The organism is Amycolatopsis sp. NPDC051106 (assembly GCF_040682775.1).
GTDB lineage: Bacteria > Actinomycetota > Actinomycetes > Mycobacteriales > Pseudonocardiaceae > Amycolatopsis.
The window spans coordinates 1-14,191 of the sequence record NZ_JBFBBQ010000146.1 but is presented as its reverse complement, the minus strand read 5'-3'; the positions used below and the strand labels follow the sequence as shown (position 1 = coordinate 14,191).

Annotated in this window: 14 protein-coding genes and 1 pseudogene; 4 read left to right on the top strand and 11 right to left on the bottom strand. The window is 72.4% G+C overall.

What is annotated here, in order from left to right; all coding sequences use genetic code 11:
- Window positions 1-161: pseudogene (locus AB0M83_RS46455) on the top strand (choline dehydrogenase); the annotation flags it as partial.
- Here AB0M83_RS46455 and AB0M83_RS46450 read toward each other — a convergent pair.
- The 7 genes from AB0M83_RS46450 to AB0M83_RS46420 all read right to left on the bottom strand — a co-directional run bounded on the left by AB0M83_RS46450 (window position 105) and on the right by AB0M83_RS46420 (window position 5,700).
- Window positions 105-1,463 carry an SPFH domain-containing protein gene (locus AB0M83_RS46450; protein WP_364528506.1) on the bottom strand — a complete coding sequence of 453 codons (1,359 nt, stop codon included), beginning with the start codon at window positions 1,461-1,463 and terminating at the stop codon, window positions 105-107. The pseudogene AB0M83_RS46455 and the gene AB0M83_RS46450 sit on opposite strands and share 57 nt — an antisense overlap.
- A gap of 91 nt (window positions 1,464-1,554) precedes the next feature.
- The gene (locus AB0M83_RS46445) at window positions 1,555-2,043 is read right to left on the bottom strand and encodes an SPFH domain-containing protein (protein WP_364528503.1); all 489 of its coding nucleotides are present in this window, start codon (window positions 2,041-2,043) and stop codon (window positions 1,555-1,557) included.
- Entirely contained in the window at window positions 2,040-2,474 is a 435-nt protein-coding gene (locus AB0M83_RS46440) for an NfeD family protein (protein ID WP_364528500.1), read from the bottom strand. Before AB0M83_RS46440 ends, AB0M83_RS46445 begins: the two co-directional genes overlap by 4 nt.
- 84 nt (window positions 2,475-2,558) lie before the next feature.
- The gene (locus AB0M83_RS46435; protein WP_364528497.1) at window positions 2,559-3,371 is read right to left on the bottom strand and encodes a DUF3097 domain-containing protein; all 813 of its coding nucleotides are present in this window, start codon (window positions 3,369-3,371) and stop codon (window positions 2,559-2,561) included.
- A 51-nt stretch (window positions 3,372-3,422) separates the two neighbouring features.
- Window positions 3,423-4,307 (bottom strand): aminoglycoside phosphotransferase family protein, encoded by an 885-nt coding sequence (locus tag AB0M83_RS46430; RefSeq protein WP_364528494.1) that lies wholly within the window; start codon window positions 4,305-4,307, stop codon window positions 3,423-3,425.
- Window positions 4,307-5,122, bottom strand: coding sequence for an SCO1664 family protein (locus AB0M83_RS46425; protein WP_364528491.1), 816 nt, complete (start codon window positions 5,120-5,122; stop codon window positions 4,307-4,309). The genes AB0M83_RS46430 and AB0M83_RS46425 overlap by 1 nt, the downstream gene beginning before the upstream one ends.
- Before the next feature lie 2 nt (window positions 5,123-5,124).
- On the bottom strand, window positions 5,125-5,700 hold the full coding sequence (locus AB0M83_RS46420; protein WP_364528488.1) for a DUF3090 domain-containing protein: 576 nt from the start codon (window positions 5,698-5,700) through the stop codon (window positions 5,125-5,127).
- Window positions 5,701-5,776: 76 nt separating this feature from the next.
- Here AB0M83_RS46420 and AB0M83_RS46415 point away from each other — a divergent pair, with 76 nt between their 5' ends.
- From AB0M83_RS46415 to AB0M83_RS46405, 3 genes are read left to right on the top strand one after another with little or no spacing between them, the layout of a single operon-like run.
- Window positions 5,777-7,696, top strand: a complete 1,920-nt coding sequence (locus AB0M83_RS46415) for a prolyl oligopeptidase family serine peptidase (protein WP_364528485.1) — start codon at window positions 5,777-5,779, stop codon at window positions 7,694-7,696.
- On the top strand, window positions 7,693-8,592 hold the full coding sequence (locus AB0M83_RS46410) for an LD-carboxypeptidase (RefSeq protein ID WP_364528482.1): 900 nt from the start codon (window positions 7,693-7,695) through the stop codon (window positions 8,590-8,592). Before AB0M83_RS46415 ends, AB0M83_RS46410 begins: the two co-directional genes overlap by 4 nt.
- Window positions 8,589-8,993: a TIGR03668 family PPOX class F420-dependent oxidoreductase gene (locus AB0M83_RS46405; protein WP_364528479.1), complete on the top strand. Its 405-nt coding sequence runs from the start codon at window positions 8,589-8,591 to the stop codon at window positions 8,991-8,993. The genes AB0M83_RS46410 and AB0M83_RS46405 overlap by 4 nt, the downstream gene beginning before the upstream one ends.
- Here the strand turns inward: AB0M83_RS46405 and mptB are convergent.
- The 4 genes from mptB to AB0M83_RS46385 all read right to left on the bottom strand — a co-directional run bounded on the left by mptB (window position 8,990) and on the right by AB0M83_RS46385 (window position 14,093).
- Window positions 8,990-10,525, bottom strand: a complete 1,536-nt coding sequence (gene mptB, locus AB0M83_RS46400) for a polyprenol phosphomannose-dependent alpha 1,6 mannosyltransferase MptB (RefSeq protein ID WP_364528476.1) — start codon at window positions 10,523-10,525, stop codon at window positions 8,990-8,992. The genes AB0M83_RS46405 and mptB overlap by 4 nt on opposite strands.
- A 72-nt stretch (window positions 10,526-10,597) precedes the next feature.
- The gene (locus tag AB0M83_RS46395) at window positions 10,598-12,253 is read right to left on the bottom strand and encodes an ABC transporter ATP-binding protein (RefSeq protein WP_364528473.1); all 1,656 of its coding nucleotides are present in this window, start codon (window positions 12,251-12,253) and stop codon (window positions 10,598-10,600) included.
- Window positions 12,250-13,146: an ABC transporter permease gene (locus AB0M83_RS46390; protein WP_364528470.1), complete on the bottom strand. Its 897-nt coding sequence runs from the start codon at window positions 13,144-13,146 to the stop codon at window positions 12,250-12,252. The genes AB0M83_RS46395 and AB0M83_RS46390 overlap by 4 nt, the downstream gene beginning before the upstream one ends.
- On the bottom strand, window positions 13,143-14,093 hold the full coding sequence (locus AB0M83_RS46385; protein WP_364528467.1) for an ABC transporter permease: 951 nt from the start codon (window positions 14,091-14,093) through the stop codon (window positions 13,143-13,145). The genes AB0M83_RS46390 and AB0M83_RS46385 overlap by 4 nt, the downstream gene beginning before the upstream one ends.
- Between the last annotated feature and the right edge of the window lie 98 nt (window positions 14,094-14,191).

Sequence of the window (14,191 nt, the reverse complement as noted above, 5' to 3'; positions counted from 1 at the left end):
CGGGCGCGTTCTTCCCGACCACCGGCGGGCTTCCGGCGCCGGACATGCAGATCCACGTCGCGCCGACGCTGTTCTACGACAACGGGATGCGCGAGATGCGTGTGTCAGCGGCGCGGGCCCTGGGGTCCGCCGAACGGGGGCTGCTGCGGGAACGGTCCGCTGCCCGGGTTCTGCGGGCCGCCGTACTGGCCCGGCGGCGGGGACTGCGGCGGCGGCTGGCCCTGGTACCCGGCGCCCTGGGGCGGGCCGGCCGGGGACTGCGGCTGCGGGAGCGGCTGGCCGCTCTGCGGCGTCGGCGGCTGCTGGGGCGCGGCCGTGACCTCGGTGCCCCGCTCCTCGTCGGCCGGCTCCGGCTCGGGCTGCTGCACCTGCTGCTGCTGGACCGGACGCGGGATCGCCGGCCGCGCGGGCGGCGCCGACGGGGTGCCCAGCGCCGGGACCTCCTGGCGCGCCACGGCTTCCGCGGCCGCCACGGCCTCGGCGACCTTCGGGTCGCTCTTCGTCTCGAACCAGCTGGCGACCTCTTCGTCCTCGAGCTCGGGCTTGTCCGGGACGTCGTCCTCCTTCGGCGGCTCGTAGCGGAACACGCCGTCGTCGCCGGGGGCACCGAGGGCGCGGGCGAAGCCTTCGAGGGCCTTGCCGTAGTCGCTCGGGATCATCCAGACCTTGTTCGCGTCGCCCTGCGCCATCTGCGGCAGCGTCTGCAGGTACTGGTAGGCCAGCACCTCCGGCGTCGGGCGGCCGGCCTTGATCGCGGCGAACACCTTCTCGATCGCCTTCGCCTGACCCTGCGCCTGCAGGTACCGCGCGGCGCGCTCACCCTGGGCCCGCAGGATGCGGGACTGCCGCTCGGCCTCGGCCGCGAGGATGGTGGCCTGGCGGGCACCTTCGGCGGAGAGGATCTGGCTCTGCTTCTGGCCTTCCGCGGTCTTGATCGCGGACTCCCGCTGACCTTCCGCGGTGAGGATCATGGCGCGCTTCTCACGGTCGGCGCGCATCTGCTTCTCCATCGAGTCCTGGATGGAGGGCGGCGGGTCGATCGCCTTGAGCTCGACGCGGCCGACGCGGATGCCCCAGCGGCCGGTCGCCTCGTCGAGCACGCCGCGCAGCTGCGTGTTGATCGAGTCGCGCGAGGTCAGCGTCTGCTCGAGGCTCATGCCACCGACCACGTTGCGCAGCGTGGTCGTGGTCAGCTGCTCGACACCGACGATGTAGTTCGAGATCTCGTAGACCGCGGCGCGCGAGTCGGTGACCTGGAAGTACACGACGGTGTCGATCGACACCGTCAGGTTGTCCTCGGTGATGACCGGCTGCGGCGGGAACGAGACGACCTGCTCGCGCAGGTCGATCCGGGCGCGCACCTTGTCCAGGAACGGCACCAGGAAGGTCAGGCCCGGCGACGCCACCGTGCGGAACCGGCCCAGCCGTTCGATCACCGCCGACTGCGCCTGCGGTACGACCATGATCGCCTTGGCTACCGTGATGATCACGAAGAGAGCCAGTAAGACGACCACGACGATCGCTACTGTGGAGGTCAAGAGATCTTCCCCTTACCTAGTACCATTCTTGCGCGGTTGACGGTGGTCCGGGCGCCTCGGGCGGGTGCACCGCGAGCGTCAGCTCCTTCGCGGTGATGCCCCAGCGGCCCGTGGTGTCGTGCAGGACCGTCCACACTGTACGGTGCAGGTCCTCCGGTGCGGTGACGGCGCGCTCGGCCGTGGTCAGGCTCGCTTCCTGCCGCAGCGCCGTGGTGGTCAGCTGTTCGATCGCGAGCGCCGGGTTGCAGATTTCGTAGGTCGCGAGCCGCGGGTCGGTGACGGCGAAAATGACTTCGAATCCGATGTGGACTTCCCGTCCGTCGCCGGCCTCGACGGCCCGGGGCGGCGCGGACAGGATCTGCTCACCGAGGTCGACGCGCGCCCGGACGGTGTCGGCGAACGGCACCACGAAGTGCCGGCCGGGGCCGAGCACGGCGCGGAACCGCCCGCCGCGTTCGATCACCGCGGCCCGGCCTTCGGGAACCACGACGAGTCCCAGGCTCACGGTTCGGCCGACACGACGGCGGTGGCGCCCGAGATCTCGACGACCGTGACGGAGGTGCCGGGCTTGATCGGTTCGTGGTGCTCGGAGAGGCTGCGCGCGGACCAGACGTCGCCGGCCAGCTTCACCTGCCCGGCCTCGTAGTCCACTGTGGACACGACGACGGCGCGGGCGCCGATGAGGGCTTCGATGCCGGTGCGGTGGCCGGTGCCGGCGAGGAAGCGTCGCTTCAGCGCGGGCCGGACCAGTACGAGCATCCCGACCGAGGCGACGGCGAACACGGCGACGTCGATGAAGATGTTCCCGGTGAGCACGTCGGCTCCGGCGCCGAACAGCGCGCCGACGCCCAGCATGATCAGCACGAAGTCGCCGGAGAGGACTTCCGCGATCATCAGGGCGATGCCGACGATCAACCAGACCACTGCCCATGCCATGGCTTCATGCTCTCAGATCGCGCCGGTTCGCACCGGGACAGTGAAGGGACGTGACCTTTGCGTGACCTTGGACAATTCGGACATTCAGCCCTCTTCAGCCGGCTCGGTGACGAAGTCGATGAGCCGTTCCACGGCCCCGATGAGCGGGGTCTCGAGGTCGCGGAAACTGCTCACCCCGCTCAGCACACGTTGCCAGCCTTCGAAAGGTTGCCCCCAGCCGAGCGCGTCGCAGATCCCCTGCTTCCACTCGGTGCCGCGCGGGATCTTCGGCCACGCCCTGATCCCGACCGCCTCGGGCCGCACGGCCTCCCAGACGTCGATGTAGGGGTGGCCGGTGACCAGCACGTTCTCGTCGTGGACGGCCTCGACGAGCCGGGACTCCTTGCTGCCGGGCACGAGGTGGTCGACGAGCACACCGAGCCGGCGACCGGGTCCGGTGCCGAACTCGGCGATCCGGTCGGAAAGGACGTCGACACCATCGAGGGGCTCCACGACGACGCCTTCGACGCGCAGGTCGTGGCCCCAGACGCGTTCGACGAGCTCGGCGTCGTGCTTGCCCTCGACCCAGATGCGCGAGTCGCGGGCGACGCGGGCCTGCAGGCCCTGCACCTTCACCGACCCGGACGCCGAAACCTGCTTGACCGGCGCTTTCACCGTCTTGACCGGCACCAGCGTGACCGGCTTGCCCTCCAGCAGGAACCCGGCGGGGGCGAGCGGGAACACGCGGTGGCGGCCCTTGCCGTCCTCGAGCACGACGTTGCCGTACTCAATCTTGATCACGGCGCCGCAGAAGCCGCTGGCCGGGTCTTCGACCACGAGGCCGGGTTCGGCGGGGACCTCCGGCACCTTCTTGCGGCGCGGGCCGGCGAGCACGTCGTCATAGGAATGGGAGCGCACGACCCGGCACGCTAGTGGTCCGCGGCGCCCGGACGGGTCATGCCACGCCGGTCAGCGCGCCAACTCCAGGACGGCGTCGGTGAACGGCGACCGCTCTCCGCGGCGCAACGGCGAGAGGGCGACCAGCGGGGCCATCGCGACGCACCAGGCGCGGACGCGCTCGGCGTCGAAGTCCGCCACGTGCGGGGCCAGCGCAGCGAGGCCGTCGTCGATCGTGCCGCCCTTCGCCACGGGGACGAACATCCAGTCGATGGCGTCGAGCGACGGGTCGCCGAGGCCGGGGCGCGGGTCGATGGCGACGGCGCCGCGGCCCGGTCCGGCGTCGAGGACGTTCGCGGGGTGGAGGTCGCCGTGGATCAGCGTGACCGGCCCGCTGGTGGCGAGGGCGAGCGCGCGCTCGCGGCCCTTCTCCAGGACTTCGGCGCTCAGGTGCACGGCGGCCGGGGATTCACGGCGGCGGCGTTCGGAGAGGGTGAAGATGAACTCGATGCCCTCGGCCAGCCGCCGGAACTCACCAATCGGTTCGACGGAGTGCAGCTGGTCGAGCATTTCGCCGAGCTCGGCCCATGGGACGTCGCCGTCCAGCTGGGTGCCGGGGACGAGCCCTTCCAGGAGGATCGCGTTGGCGTCGAGGTCGGCGTCGAGCACCTGGACGACGCGGGAGCAGCCGGCCCAGGCGCGCAGCCCGGTGACCTCGAGCCGGGCCACTTCGGGGTCCGGGGTCAGCTTGAGGACCCGCAGGTCGCCGCGGGGGCCGGTGCACAGCAGGGTGCGGCCGGTGTTGCCCGGCCGGGCCTCGCGGACTTCGAGGCGCCACCGCGTGGTCAGCCGGGCGACCAGCTCCGGGAGAGCGTCGCACCAGGGCTCGGCCAGCTCCGCGCCGAAGCGGTCGACGAGCCGCGCGCGGGCGGCGTTGTCGATCAGAACAGTGTCCATCAGAAAAGCGGCCACGGGATGGCGCGCCAGTCGTCGCCGGGCTCGGGGAAGATGCCTTCGGCCAGCAGCAGGTCGGTGCGTTCGGCCAGGGCGCGGATCTCGAACTTGGTGATGTGCTCGGCGAGGGTCTGGCCGAGGCTGCCGTCGATCTCCGAGCGCAGCTTGCGCAGTTTCTCGACGGTGTCCGGCGGCACCGGCTCGCCGATCCAGCCCCAGAGGACCGTCCGCAGCTTGGGGTCGGTGTGCAGGCAGATGCCGTGGTCGACGCCGTAGACGCGGCCGTCGAGGCCGGGCAGCAGGTGCCCGCCCTTGCGGTCGGTGTTGTTGACGACGATGTCGAGCACGGCGAGGTCGCGCAGCCCGGGGTGGTCGGCGTGGGCCAGCACCGCGGGCTCGCCGAGCCGGTCGTGGGCGTGGAGCACGACGCGCCAGTCGTCGGGGAGGTCGTCGGGGGCGCGGACCTCGACGAGGTCGTCCTCGGTGGTCTCGATCCACAGCTGGACCATGCCGGGGCCGAACGGGCCGTCGCGCAGGACGGTCGGCGGGATCGCGCCGATCCCGGCGGCTTCGCTGATGATCGCCGTGGCGACCTCACGTCCGGCGAGGGTGCCGTCGGGGAAGTCCCACAGCGGCCGCTCCCCCGACACCGGCTTGTAGACAACCCTGCCGGTGACGCCGTCGAGCTCGATGGCGCAGAAGAGCGTGACGTTGGAGGCGTCGACGAGCCGTCCTTCGACGTCGATGCGGCCGTGGGTGACGAGTTCGCGCGACGCCGGGTCGGCCGGGTCCGGCTGTTCCGCCGGCGTGTCGGCCATGGTCAGTCTTCGTCCGCGTCGGTTTCGCGCCGGTAGCCGTTCTGCCGCGGGCAGATGTGCCCGGTCGGGTCGAGCGGCTCCCCGCACAGCGGGCACGGCTTGCGGCCGGCGTTGACGACGCGGTCGGCTCGCTCGGCGAAGGCGCGGGCGGCGGCCGGGGTGAGGAAGACGCGGACGGCGTCCGGGCCCTCCTCGGTGTCGTCGAGCACGACCGTCTCGTCGACCTCGCCCTCGGTGATGGCGAGCAGCTCGATGACGACGGCGCTGCTGTCGGCGTCCCAGCCGAGGCCCATGGTGCCGACGCGGAACTCCTCCTCGACCGGCACGGTGAGGGGGTCGACGTCGAGCTGGTCGTCGGGGACGTCGTCGGGGACGTCGGCACCGAAGCGGCTGGCGACTTCCTCGAGCAGGGAGCCGAGGCGTTCCGCGAGGACGACGACCTGCTGCTTCTCGATGGCGACGCTGATGGTGCGCACGTCCTCGGAGGCCTGGAGGTAGAACGTGCGATCGCCGGGCTCGCCGACGGTGCCGGTGACGAACCGATCCGGCTGGCGGAAGACGTGGATTACGCGAGACATAGCAGTGTCGACCCTAGGCCACCGGCGCATGATCGGCATCCGCCGCCCCACCTTCGCGGGCCGCTAGCCTCTGGGGGTGTCTCGGATCTCCCCGTACGGAACCTGGTCCTCGCCCATCACCGCCGCCGAGGTGGCCGCCGCCGGTGGCGGCCCGCAGTGGCTCGACGTCGTCGGGGACGAGGTGTGGTGGGCCGAGGCGCGGCCCGGTGAGCAGGGCCGGGTCGCCCTGGTCCGGGCGGTGCCGGGGGGCACGGAGGACGTGCTGCCGGCGCCGTGGAACGTCCGCAACCGGCTGCACGAGTACGGCGGGCGGCCGTGGGCCGTCGTCGACGGTGTGGTGGTGTTCACGCACTGGGCGGATCAGCGGGTTTACGCGGTGAGCGAAACCGGTGTGGTGCCGCTGACACCTTGCCCCGCGGAGCCCCAAGGCGTCCGCTATGGCGACCTGCGGGCCGGGCGGCCCGGTGAGGTGTTCGCGGTGCGCGAACGCAGCACGGGACCCCGGCCGGCCGACATCGAGCGGGAGCTCGTGGCGATCGCCCTCGACGGCGGCTCGGAGCGGGTGCTCGCCGCCAGTCACCACTTCCTGACCGTGCCGAAGCTGTCGCCGGACGGGCGGCACGCCGCGTGGTTCGGCTGGGACCACCCGGCGATGCCGTGGGACGGGACCGAGCTGTGCGTGGCTCCCGTCGACGGGGACGGGTCCTTCGGGCCGCACCGCGTGCTGGCCGGCGGCGCGGACGTCTCGGTGTGCCAGGTCGAGTGGGAGACGCCGGCGACGCTGCTGGCGCTGCTCGACCCGGACGGCTGGTGGAACCTGCACCGGATCGGGCTCGACGGGACGACGGCGAACCTCGCGCCGGTCGAGCGGGAGCTGGGCGGGCCGTTGTGGAAGGCGGGCTCGCGGTGGTTCGCCCCGCTCGGCGGCGGGCGGCACGCGGTGCTGGCGTCGGGGCGGCTGGCCGTGCTGGACGAGGCGGACGGCTCGGTGACCCCGGTGGCCGGGGAGCTGACGGCGTGGTCGTCGACCGGGTTCGGCGTGCACCGCGGTGGGATCGCCGGGGTCGCGGGCGGCCCGGTCCGCGAGGCAGCCGTTGTACACGTCTCCCTCGAGGGCGGGGTGACCGATCTGACGCCCCAGCCGGAGCTGCCGGCGGCGTTCCTGCCGGTGCCGGAGGAGCGGGTGTTCACGACGGCCGAGGGCGAGACCGTGCCGGTGGTGCTGTACCGGCCGGTGAACCCGGACTTCGCGGCGCCTGAACGTGAGCTGCCGCCGCTGCTGGTGCACGTCCACGGCGGGCCGACCGGGCAGCACCTGCCGGTGCTGGATCTGGAGCTGGCGTACTTCACCAGCCGGGGCATCGCGGTGGCGGCGGTGAACTACGGCGGGTCCACCGGGTTCGGGCGGGCCTACCGGGAACGGCTCCGGGAGCAGTGGGGCGTGGTGGACGTCGCCGACTGCGTCGCGGTGGCCGAGGCGCTGGTGGCGGCCGGGCTGGCCGACGGTAACCGGCTGGCGGTCCGCGGCGGCAGCGCGGGCGGGTTCACCGCGGCGGCGTCGCTGACCACGACGAAGACGTACCGGGCGGGCACGGTGATGTACCCGGTGCTGGACCTGGCCGGGTGGACCGGCGCCGGGGGCGACACGCACGACTTCGAGTCGCGGTACCTCGACGGGCTGGTCGGGCCGCTGCCGTCGGCGAGGCAGCGCTACGTCGAGCGGTCGCCGCTGGCGAACTCGGCGTCGCTGGCCGGGCCGGTGCTGTTCCAGCAGGGCCTGGAGGACCGGATCTGCCCGCCGGAGCAGGCGGACCGGTTCGTGGCCGGGCTGGCCGGGCGCGGCATCCCGTACGCCTACCAGCGGTTCCCCGGGGAGCAGCACGGGTTCCGGCAGGCCGCGACGATCATCGCGGCCTTGGAGGCGGAGCTGTCGTTCTACGGCCAGGTGCTCGGGTTCGAGACGCCGGGCGTGGCGCGGCTGGAGCTGGCGCGATGAGGCCGCCACGACTGCGGGCCGGCGACACCCTGGCGGTCGTCGCGCCGGCCGGCCCGGTGCCGGCGGACCTGCTGGAGAAGGCGTTGCCGGTGCTGCGCGGCTGGGGGGTCGAAGTGCGCGTCGGGCCGTGCGTGACGGCCGAGCCGGGGTCGCCGCCCTATCTGTCCGGTCCGGACGCCGCGCGGGCGGCGGAGTTCACCGAGGCGTGGCTGGATCCGGGCGTGCGGTGCGTGCTGGCGGCGCGGGGCGGCTACGGGGTGCAGCGGATGCTGGACCTGGTGGACTGGGCGGCGTTGCGCGAAGCGGGTCCGAAGGTCCTGGCCGGGTCTTCGGACGTCACCGCGCTGCACCGGGCGGTGAACGTCCACTTGGGACTGTCCAGTTTGTTCTCGCCGATGCCGGCGAGCGTGCTGTTCGACGACTTCGCGGTGGAGCACCTGCGGCAGGCGTTGTTCGAACCGGAGCGCAACCTGGTGGTGCGCGGCGGTTCTGCGCTGGTGCCGGGCCGGGCGTCGGGGACGTTGACCGGCGGGAACCTGTCGCTGCTGGCGGCGGGGCTCGGGACGCCGGAGCAGGGTTCGGCGCGGGACGCGGTGGTGCTGCTGGAGGACGTCACGGAGAGCGTGTACCGGTTGGACCGGATGCTGACGCAGTTGCTGCGCAGTGGCTGGTTCGCCGGGGTCCGCGGGATCGTCCTGGGGTCGTGGGCGGCGTGCGGCGACCCGGCGGACGTGCGGGCGCTGATGGTGGAGCGGCTGGGTCCGCTGGGGGTGCCGATGGTCGAGGGGTTCGGGTTCGGGCACGTGGCGTCGTCGCCGACGTTGCCGCTGGGGGTGCCGGTGGCGCTGGACGCGGACCTGGGGACGCTGACGTTCGAGTCCCCCGCGCTGTCGTGACGCCGGAAGAGGCGCGGGAACGGTTCGCGGCGGCGCGGGTCGCGCGGCTGGCGACGGTGTCGGCGTCCGGGGTGCCGCACCTGGTGCCGGTGACGTTCGCGGTCCGCGGCGGCACGGTGGTGTTCGCGGTGGACCACAAGCCGAAGTCGACGACGTCGCTGCGGCGGCTGCGCAACATCGCGGAGAACCCGGCGGTGTGCTTCCTGGCCGACGGCTACGACGAGGACTGGTCGGAGTTGTGGTGGGCCCGCGCGGACGGCTCCGCGCGAATACTGCCGGACGCCGAGCGCGCGGAGCCGATCTCGTGGCTGGTGGCGAAGTACGAGCAGTACCGGGAGCGGCCACCGGAGCACGCGGTGGTGGCGACGGAGGTCCACACCTGGCGTGGCTGGACCGGCTAGTCGCGGAGGAACTTCTCCGGGCGGCGCCACGCGTCGATCAGGCCCAGGGGGTCCGGGCGCAGCAGGGAAGCCGCCGAGTACAGGCTCGCCACCACGACCAGGGCGATGAACCACCAGTCGTACAGCGCCTGCTCGCCCGTCGGGTAGTAGACCAGCGTCACGAACACCGACACCGCGACGACCAGCGCGAGGTGACGCGGCTGCCACTTGAACGCCGACAGGAGCACGAAACCCCAGGTCAGGTACCACGGCAGGGTCGGCGGCATGAGGATCGCCACCGCGAGCAGCGAGATCCCGGCCCGGTAGACCGCTTCCGTGCCGCCGCCACGGCCGAGCCACCACTGGCGGGCGCCGAAGGCGATCAGCACGAGCATGCCGGCCGCGCGGGCGACCGTGACGAACGGCGACACCTGGACGTCCACGACGATGTGGACGAGGTTGTAGAACACCTCGCCGATCCCCGTGGGGATGTTCAGCCAGTTCGCGATGAGCTGCGGGGCCTTGAGGCCGGACCACCAGCCGAGGTTGAGCGAGCCGAGCGAGATCCAGGTGCCGGCGACGAACACCGGCAGGAACAGCCCCACCGAGGCGGCGCCGGCGCGCAGGAAGTTGCGGACCTTCGACTCGCCTTCGAGGTGGTTGGCCCACATCCAGACGAGGAACGGCAGCGCGATCGCGGCCGTGGGCTTGATCAGCATGCCGATCGTGACCAGGACGACCGCGACGACGTGCTTGCGTTCCAGGGCGGCCAGGACGCCGATGGTGAGGAACGCGAGCATCATCAGGTCGTTGTGCGGGCCGCCGAAGAGGTGGATGACCATCATCGGGCTGGCGACCGCGAGCCACAGCGCGACCGGGAGCTTGCCGCCGAGGTGCTTGACCAGCCGCGGCAGCGCCCACAGCGTGCCGACCAGGCCGACCAGCAGGACCAGGCGCATGAGGATCACGCCGAGGATCATGTTGTCGCCGCTGACCGAGACGACGCCCTTGGAGATCAGCAGGAACAGCGGCCCGTACGGCGCGGGGGTCGTCTGCCAGAGCGGGTGGACGTTCTGCACGACGTTCGGCAGCACGTCGAGCTCGGCGGGGCCGTTGGCGTACGGGTCGAGCCCGTAGAGCAGCTGGGCGCCCTGGCCGAGGTAGGAGAAGACGTCGCGGGTGAACAGCGGCGGCGAGATGAGCAGCGGCGCCATCCAGCAGCCAGCGGCGATGAGGACGGGCCGGCTGCCGACGCGGCCGAGCAGCACGTAGCGGCCGAGCCGGACCCAGGCCCACACGACGAGGCCGAAGCCGGTGTAGAGGACGGCGTTGGCGAGCATGCGCCCGTGGCCGTAGCGGATCCACGAGAGCGGGCCGTGGCCGAGCACGGGGTCCTTGATCAGGATGCCGCCGGCGCCGAAGGCGGCGATCATGAGCAGGGTGCTCCCGACCGTGCCCATCGCGATCGTGCGGTACGGGAATCGCGAAGGCGTGAGAAGCCGCTCGGCCAGCGTGGTCGAGGGCGTCTGCGCGGGGTCGGTGGTGGTCGCCATTTCCGTTCGGAGGTTACACACCGCGCTCGAGCGGCGTTCCTGCAGTGTCGGGTTTCGGGTGTCCCCGCGGGCTCAGGTGCCGACGGTGCGGCGCTGGGCCGTGCCGCCGGGCAGCGCGGCCAGCAGGGACTTCGTGTAGTCGTGCCGCGGGTCGAGCAGGACCTGTTCCACCGTCCCGGTTTCGACGAGCTCGCCGCGGTACATCACGGCGACGCGGTCGGCGATGTTCCACGCCAGCCCCAGATCGTGGGTGATCACCAGGGCGGCGAGGCCGAGCTCGCGCCGCAGCCTCAGCAGCAGCCCGAGGATCTCGCCGCGGACGGACGCGTCGAGCGACGCGACCGGTTCGTCGGCCACCACCACCGACGGATCGAGCGCGAGCGCCCCGGCGATGACGACGCGCTGGCGCTGGCCGCCGGAGAGCTGGTGCGGGAGCCGGTCGGCGTACTTCCCGGCGGGCCGCAGCTCCGCGGCCTCCAGGGCCCGGTGGACGACCGTGCGCTCGTCGGCCAGCCTGTGGATGCGCGGGCCCTCGGCGACGGCCTCGTAAACCGTGTGGGCGGGGTTCAGCGCGCTGGTCGGGTCCTGCAGCACGAGCTGGACCTGCCGGCGGTAGGCCTTCAGCCCGGCGCCGCCGGACGGGACCGGCTTCCCGGCGAAGCGGACCACGCCGGAGTCGGCTTTCTGCAGGCCGAGCAGCGTCCGGGCGAGCGTGGTCTTGCCGGAGCCGGACTGGCCGACCAGGGCGACGATCTCGTCGCGGGCGATCGCGAGGTCGACCCCGGCGACGGCGTCGATCCGCTTGCCGGTGCGGTCGCGGAAGGACACGCGCAGGTTCTCCGCGGCCAGCAGCGGCTCGCCGCCCGGGACGCGGCCCTCGGGTTCGGGCGGCAGCGGGGTGCTGGTGGCCGGCGCGAAGCGCGACACCGGGTCGCCGACCGTCGGGAACGCCGCCGCGAGCGCCCGGGTGTGCTCGTGCTTCGGCGAGCCCATCACCTCCGCGCTGGGGCCCTCTTCGACGATCTGCCCGTCGTACATCACGGCGATGCGCCGGCAGGTGGCCGCCAGCACGGACAGGTCGTGGCTGATCATGATCAGGCCGATGTCCTGTTCGGCCACGAGCCGCGAGAGCAGGTCGAGGACCTGGGCCTGGACGATGACGTCGAGGGCGGTGGTGGGCTCGTCGGCGATGATCAGCCGGGGTGAGCAGGCCAGCGCCATGGCGATCATGACGCGCTGCTTCTGCCCGCCCGAGAGCTCGTGGGGGTAGGCGCCGGCGCGGCCCGGGGGCAGGTCGACCTGGGTGAGCAGTTCGGCGACGCGGGCGTCGACCTGGGCGTCGGTGAGGGCCTTGCCGCCCTCGGGTGGGTGCAGCCGCAGCGGCTCGGCGATCTGGTCGCCGATCTTGCGGACCGGGTTGAGGGCGTGCATGGCGCCCTGGAACACCACCGACGCCTCGGCCCAGCGGACCGCGCGCAGGCGGCCCCAGTTCATGGCGGTGACGTCTTCGCCGTCGAGGAGGATCTCGCCGGTGATCTTCGCCGTGCGGGGCAGCAGGCGCAGGACGCTCATCGCGACGGTGGACTTGCCCGATCCGGACTCCCCCGCGACACCGAGGGTGCCGCCGGGGTCGAGGGTGAGGCCGACCCCGCGCACGGCGGGGACGTCCTGCTCGCCGACCACGTAGGTGACGGTCAGGTCCTTGAGCTGCAGCAGCGGGGTGGTCACTTCTTCAACCTCGGGTTGAGCACGGTCTCCAGGCCCCGGCCGACCAGGGTGAAGAAGAGGACGACGAGCACGATCGCGATGCCCGGCGGGAGCACGTTCCACCACGCGCCGCGGCTGATGGCGCCGTTGTTGAGCGCGCTCTCCAGCACCAGGCCCCAGGTGACGGAGTTGGGGTCGCCGACGCCGAGGAACGACAGGGTCGCGTCGGCGATGACGGAGTTGCCGACCACGAGGGTGGTGTTGGCCAGCACGAGCGGCATGACGCCGGGCAGGACGTGCTTGCCGATGACGTGCAGGTGGCCGCCGCCGAGGGCGTGGGACCGCTCGATGTAGGGGCGGCTTTCGATGGTCAGGGTCTGCGCGCGGACGAGCCGCGCGGTGCTGGGCCAGGCGGTGAGGCCGATGGCGACGATGATCGTGCCGACGCCCTTGGGCAGCACCGCCGACAGGGCGATCGCGAGGATCAGCGACGGCAGGACCAGGAAGAAGTCGGTGAACCGCAGCAGCGTGGCCGACACCCAGCCGCCGAAGTGGGCGGCGGCGATGCCGATGAGCGTGCCGATGATGACCGACAGCAGCGCGGCGGAGAACCCGACGAGCAGGGAGATCCGGCTGCCCCAGACGGTCATCAGCAGCACGGACCGGCCGAAGTTGTCGGTGCCGAGCCAGAACTCGCCGGTGGGCGGGGAAAGCGGCTCGCCGGTCGCCTTGGTGACGTCGAGGCCGCTCTCGTCGCTGATCAGCGGCAGCAGCAGCGCGACGACGACGGTGGCGGCGAGCAGGATCAGCCCGACGAGCGCGGCCCGTTGCCCGGCGAACTCGCGCCAGGTCCGGGTGATCGACGCGCGCCGGCGGGCCCAGGCGATCTGCCGTGGTGTCTCAGCGGTGGTCATGAGGTACGCACCCTCGGGTCGAGCACGCGGTAGAGCAGCTCCGCGAACAGGTTCATCAGCACCACCGCGCTCGCCAGGACGGTGAACACGCCTTGCAGCACCGGGAGGTCGGGGCCGTGCAGGGCGTCGTAGGTCAGCTGGCCGAGCCCGGGCCAGCTGAACACGGCCTCGACGGTGACCGCGCCGGCGACGACCTGGCCGAACTGCATGAACACCAGCGTGGTGGTCGGCAGCAGGGCGTTGGGGACGGCGTGGCGCTTGCGGACGAGGTCGTCGCGCAGGCCCTTGGCGCGGGCGGTGGTGAGGTAGTCGGCGTTCATCTCGCCCAGCAGCGACGACCGCATGATCAGCATGTACTGGGCGTAGAACACCGCCAGCAGCGTCACGCACGGCAGCACCAGGTGGTGCAGGACGTCGAGGGTCTGGGAGAGGACGTCGGGCGCGGCGTCCGGGGAGTGCATGCCCCGGCTGGGGAACAGGCCGTTGGTGACCACCAGCAGCATCAGGCCGAGCCAGAACTGCGGGACCGACCAGAGGGTCAGCGCGATCCCGGTCTGGGCGCGGTCGAAGAAGCTGTCGCGGCGCCACGCGGCGCGGATGCCCAGCCACAGGCCGATGAGCACGGCCAGGACGGTGGCGCTGCCGACGAGCAGGATGGTCGGCCAGAGCCGTTCGCCGATCATGTCGGCGACCGGGCGGCCGTTGTTGAGCAGCCGGGACTCGCCGAGGTCGCCGTGCAGCAGGTCCCAGAAGTACTGGCCGAACTGGACGAAGACGGGCTTGTCGACGCCCATCTGCGCGCGCAGCTCGGCGATCTGCTGGGGGCTGGTGGCGCGGTCGCGGGTCATGGCGGCGACCGGGTCGCCGGGCAGCATGCGGAAGAGGAAGAAGAACAGGACGACCACCAGCACGATGCTGATGACCGCTTCGAGGATCTTCTTGAGCACGAACCGGGCGGTGCCGGTCCCGCCGCGGGGGGGGGGGGGGGGGGGGCGCGCCGCCCGCGGGGTGGGGGGGGGGGGGAGAGAGGGGGGAGCGGGGGGGT

Excerpts from the sequence above, each read along its gene's own strand:
- AB0M83_RS46450 (WP_364528506.1), bottom strand. The coding sequence starts at position 1,463 with ATGGTCGTACCGCAGGCGCAGTCGGCGGTGATCGAACGGCTGGGCCGG.
- AB0M83_RS46430 (WP_364528494.1), bottom strand. The coding sequence starts at position 4,307 with ATGGACACTGTTCTGATCGACAACGCCGCCCGCGCGCGGCTCGTCGAC.
- AB0M83_RS46425 (WP_364528491.1), bottom strand. The coding sequence starts at position 5,122 with ATGGCCGACACGCCGGCGGAACAGCCGGACCCGGCCGACCCGGCGTCG.
- AB0M83_RS46410 (WP_364528482.1), top strand. The coding sequence starts at position 7,693 with ATGAGGCCGCCACGACTGCGGGCCGGCGACACCCTGGCGGTCGTCGCG.
- AB0M83_RS46390 (WP_364528470.1), bottom strand. The coding sequence starts at position 13,146 with ATGACCACCGCTGAGACACCACGGCAGATCGCCTGGGCCCGCCGGCGC.
- AB0M83_RS46440 (WP_364528500.1), bottom strand. The coding sequence starts at position 2,474 with ATGGCATGGGCAGTGGTCTGGTTGATCGTCGGCATCGCCCTGATGATC.
- mptB (WP_364528476.1), bottom strand. The coding sequence starts at position 10,525 with ATGGCGACCACCACCGACCCCGCGCAGACGCCCTCGACCACGCTGGCC.
- AB0M83_RS46420 (WP_364528488.1), bottom strand. The coding sequence starts at position 5,700 with ATGTCTCGCGTAATCCACGTCTTCCGCCAGCCGGATCGGTTCGTCACC.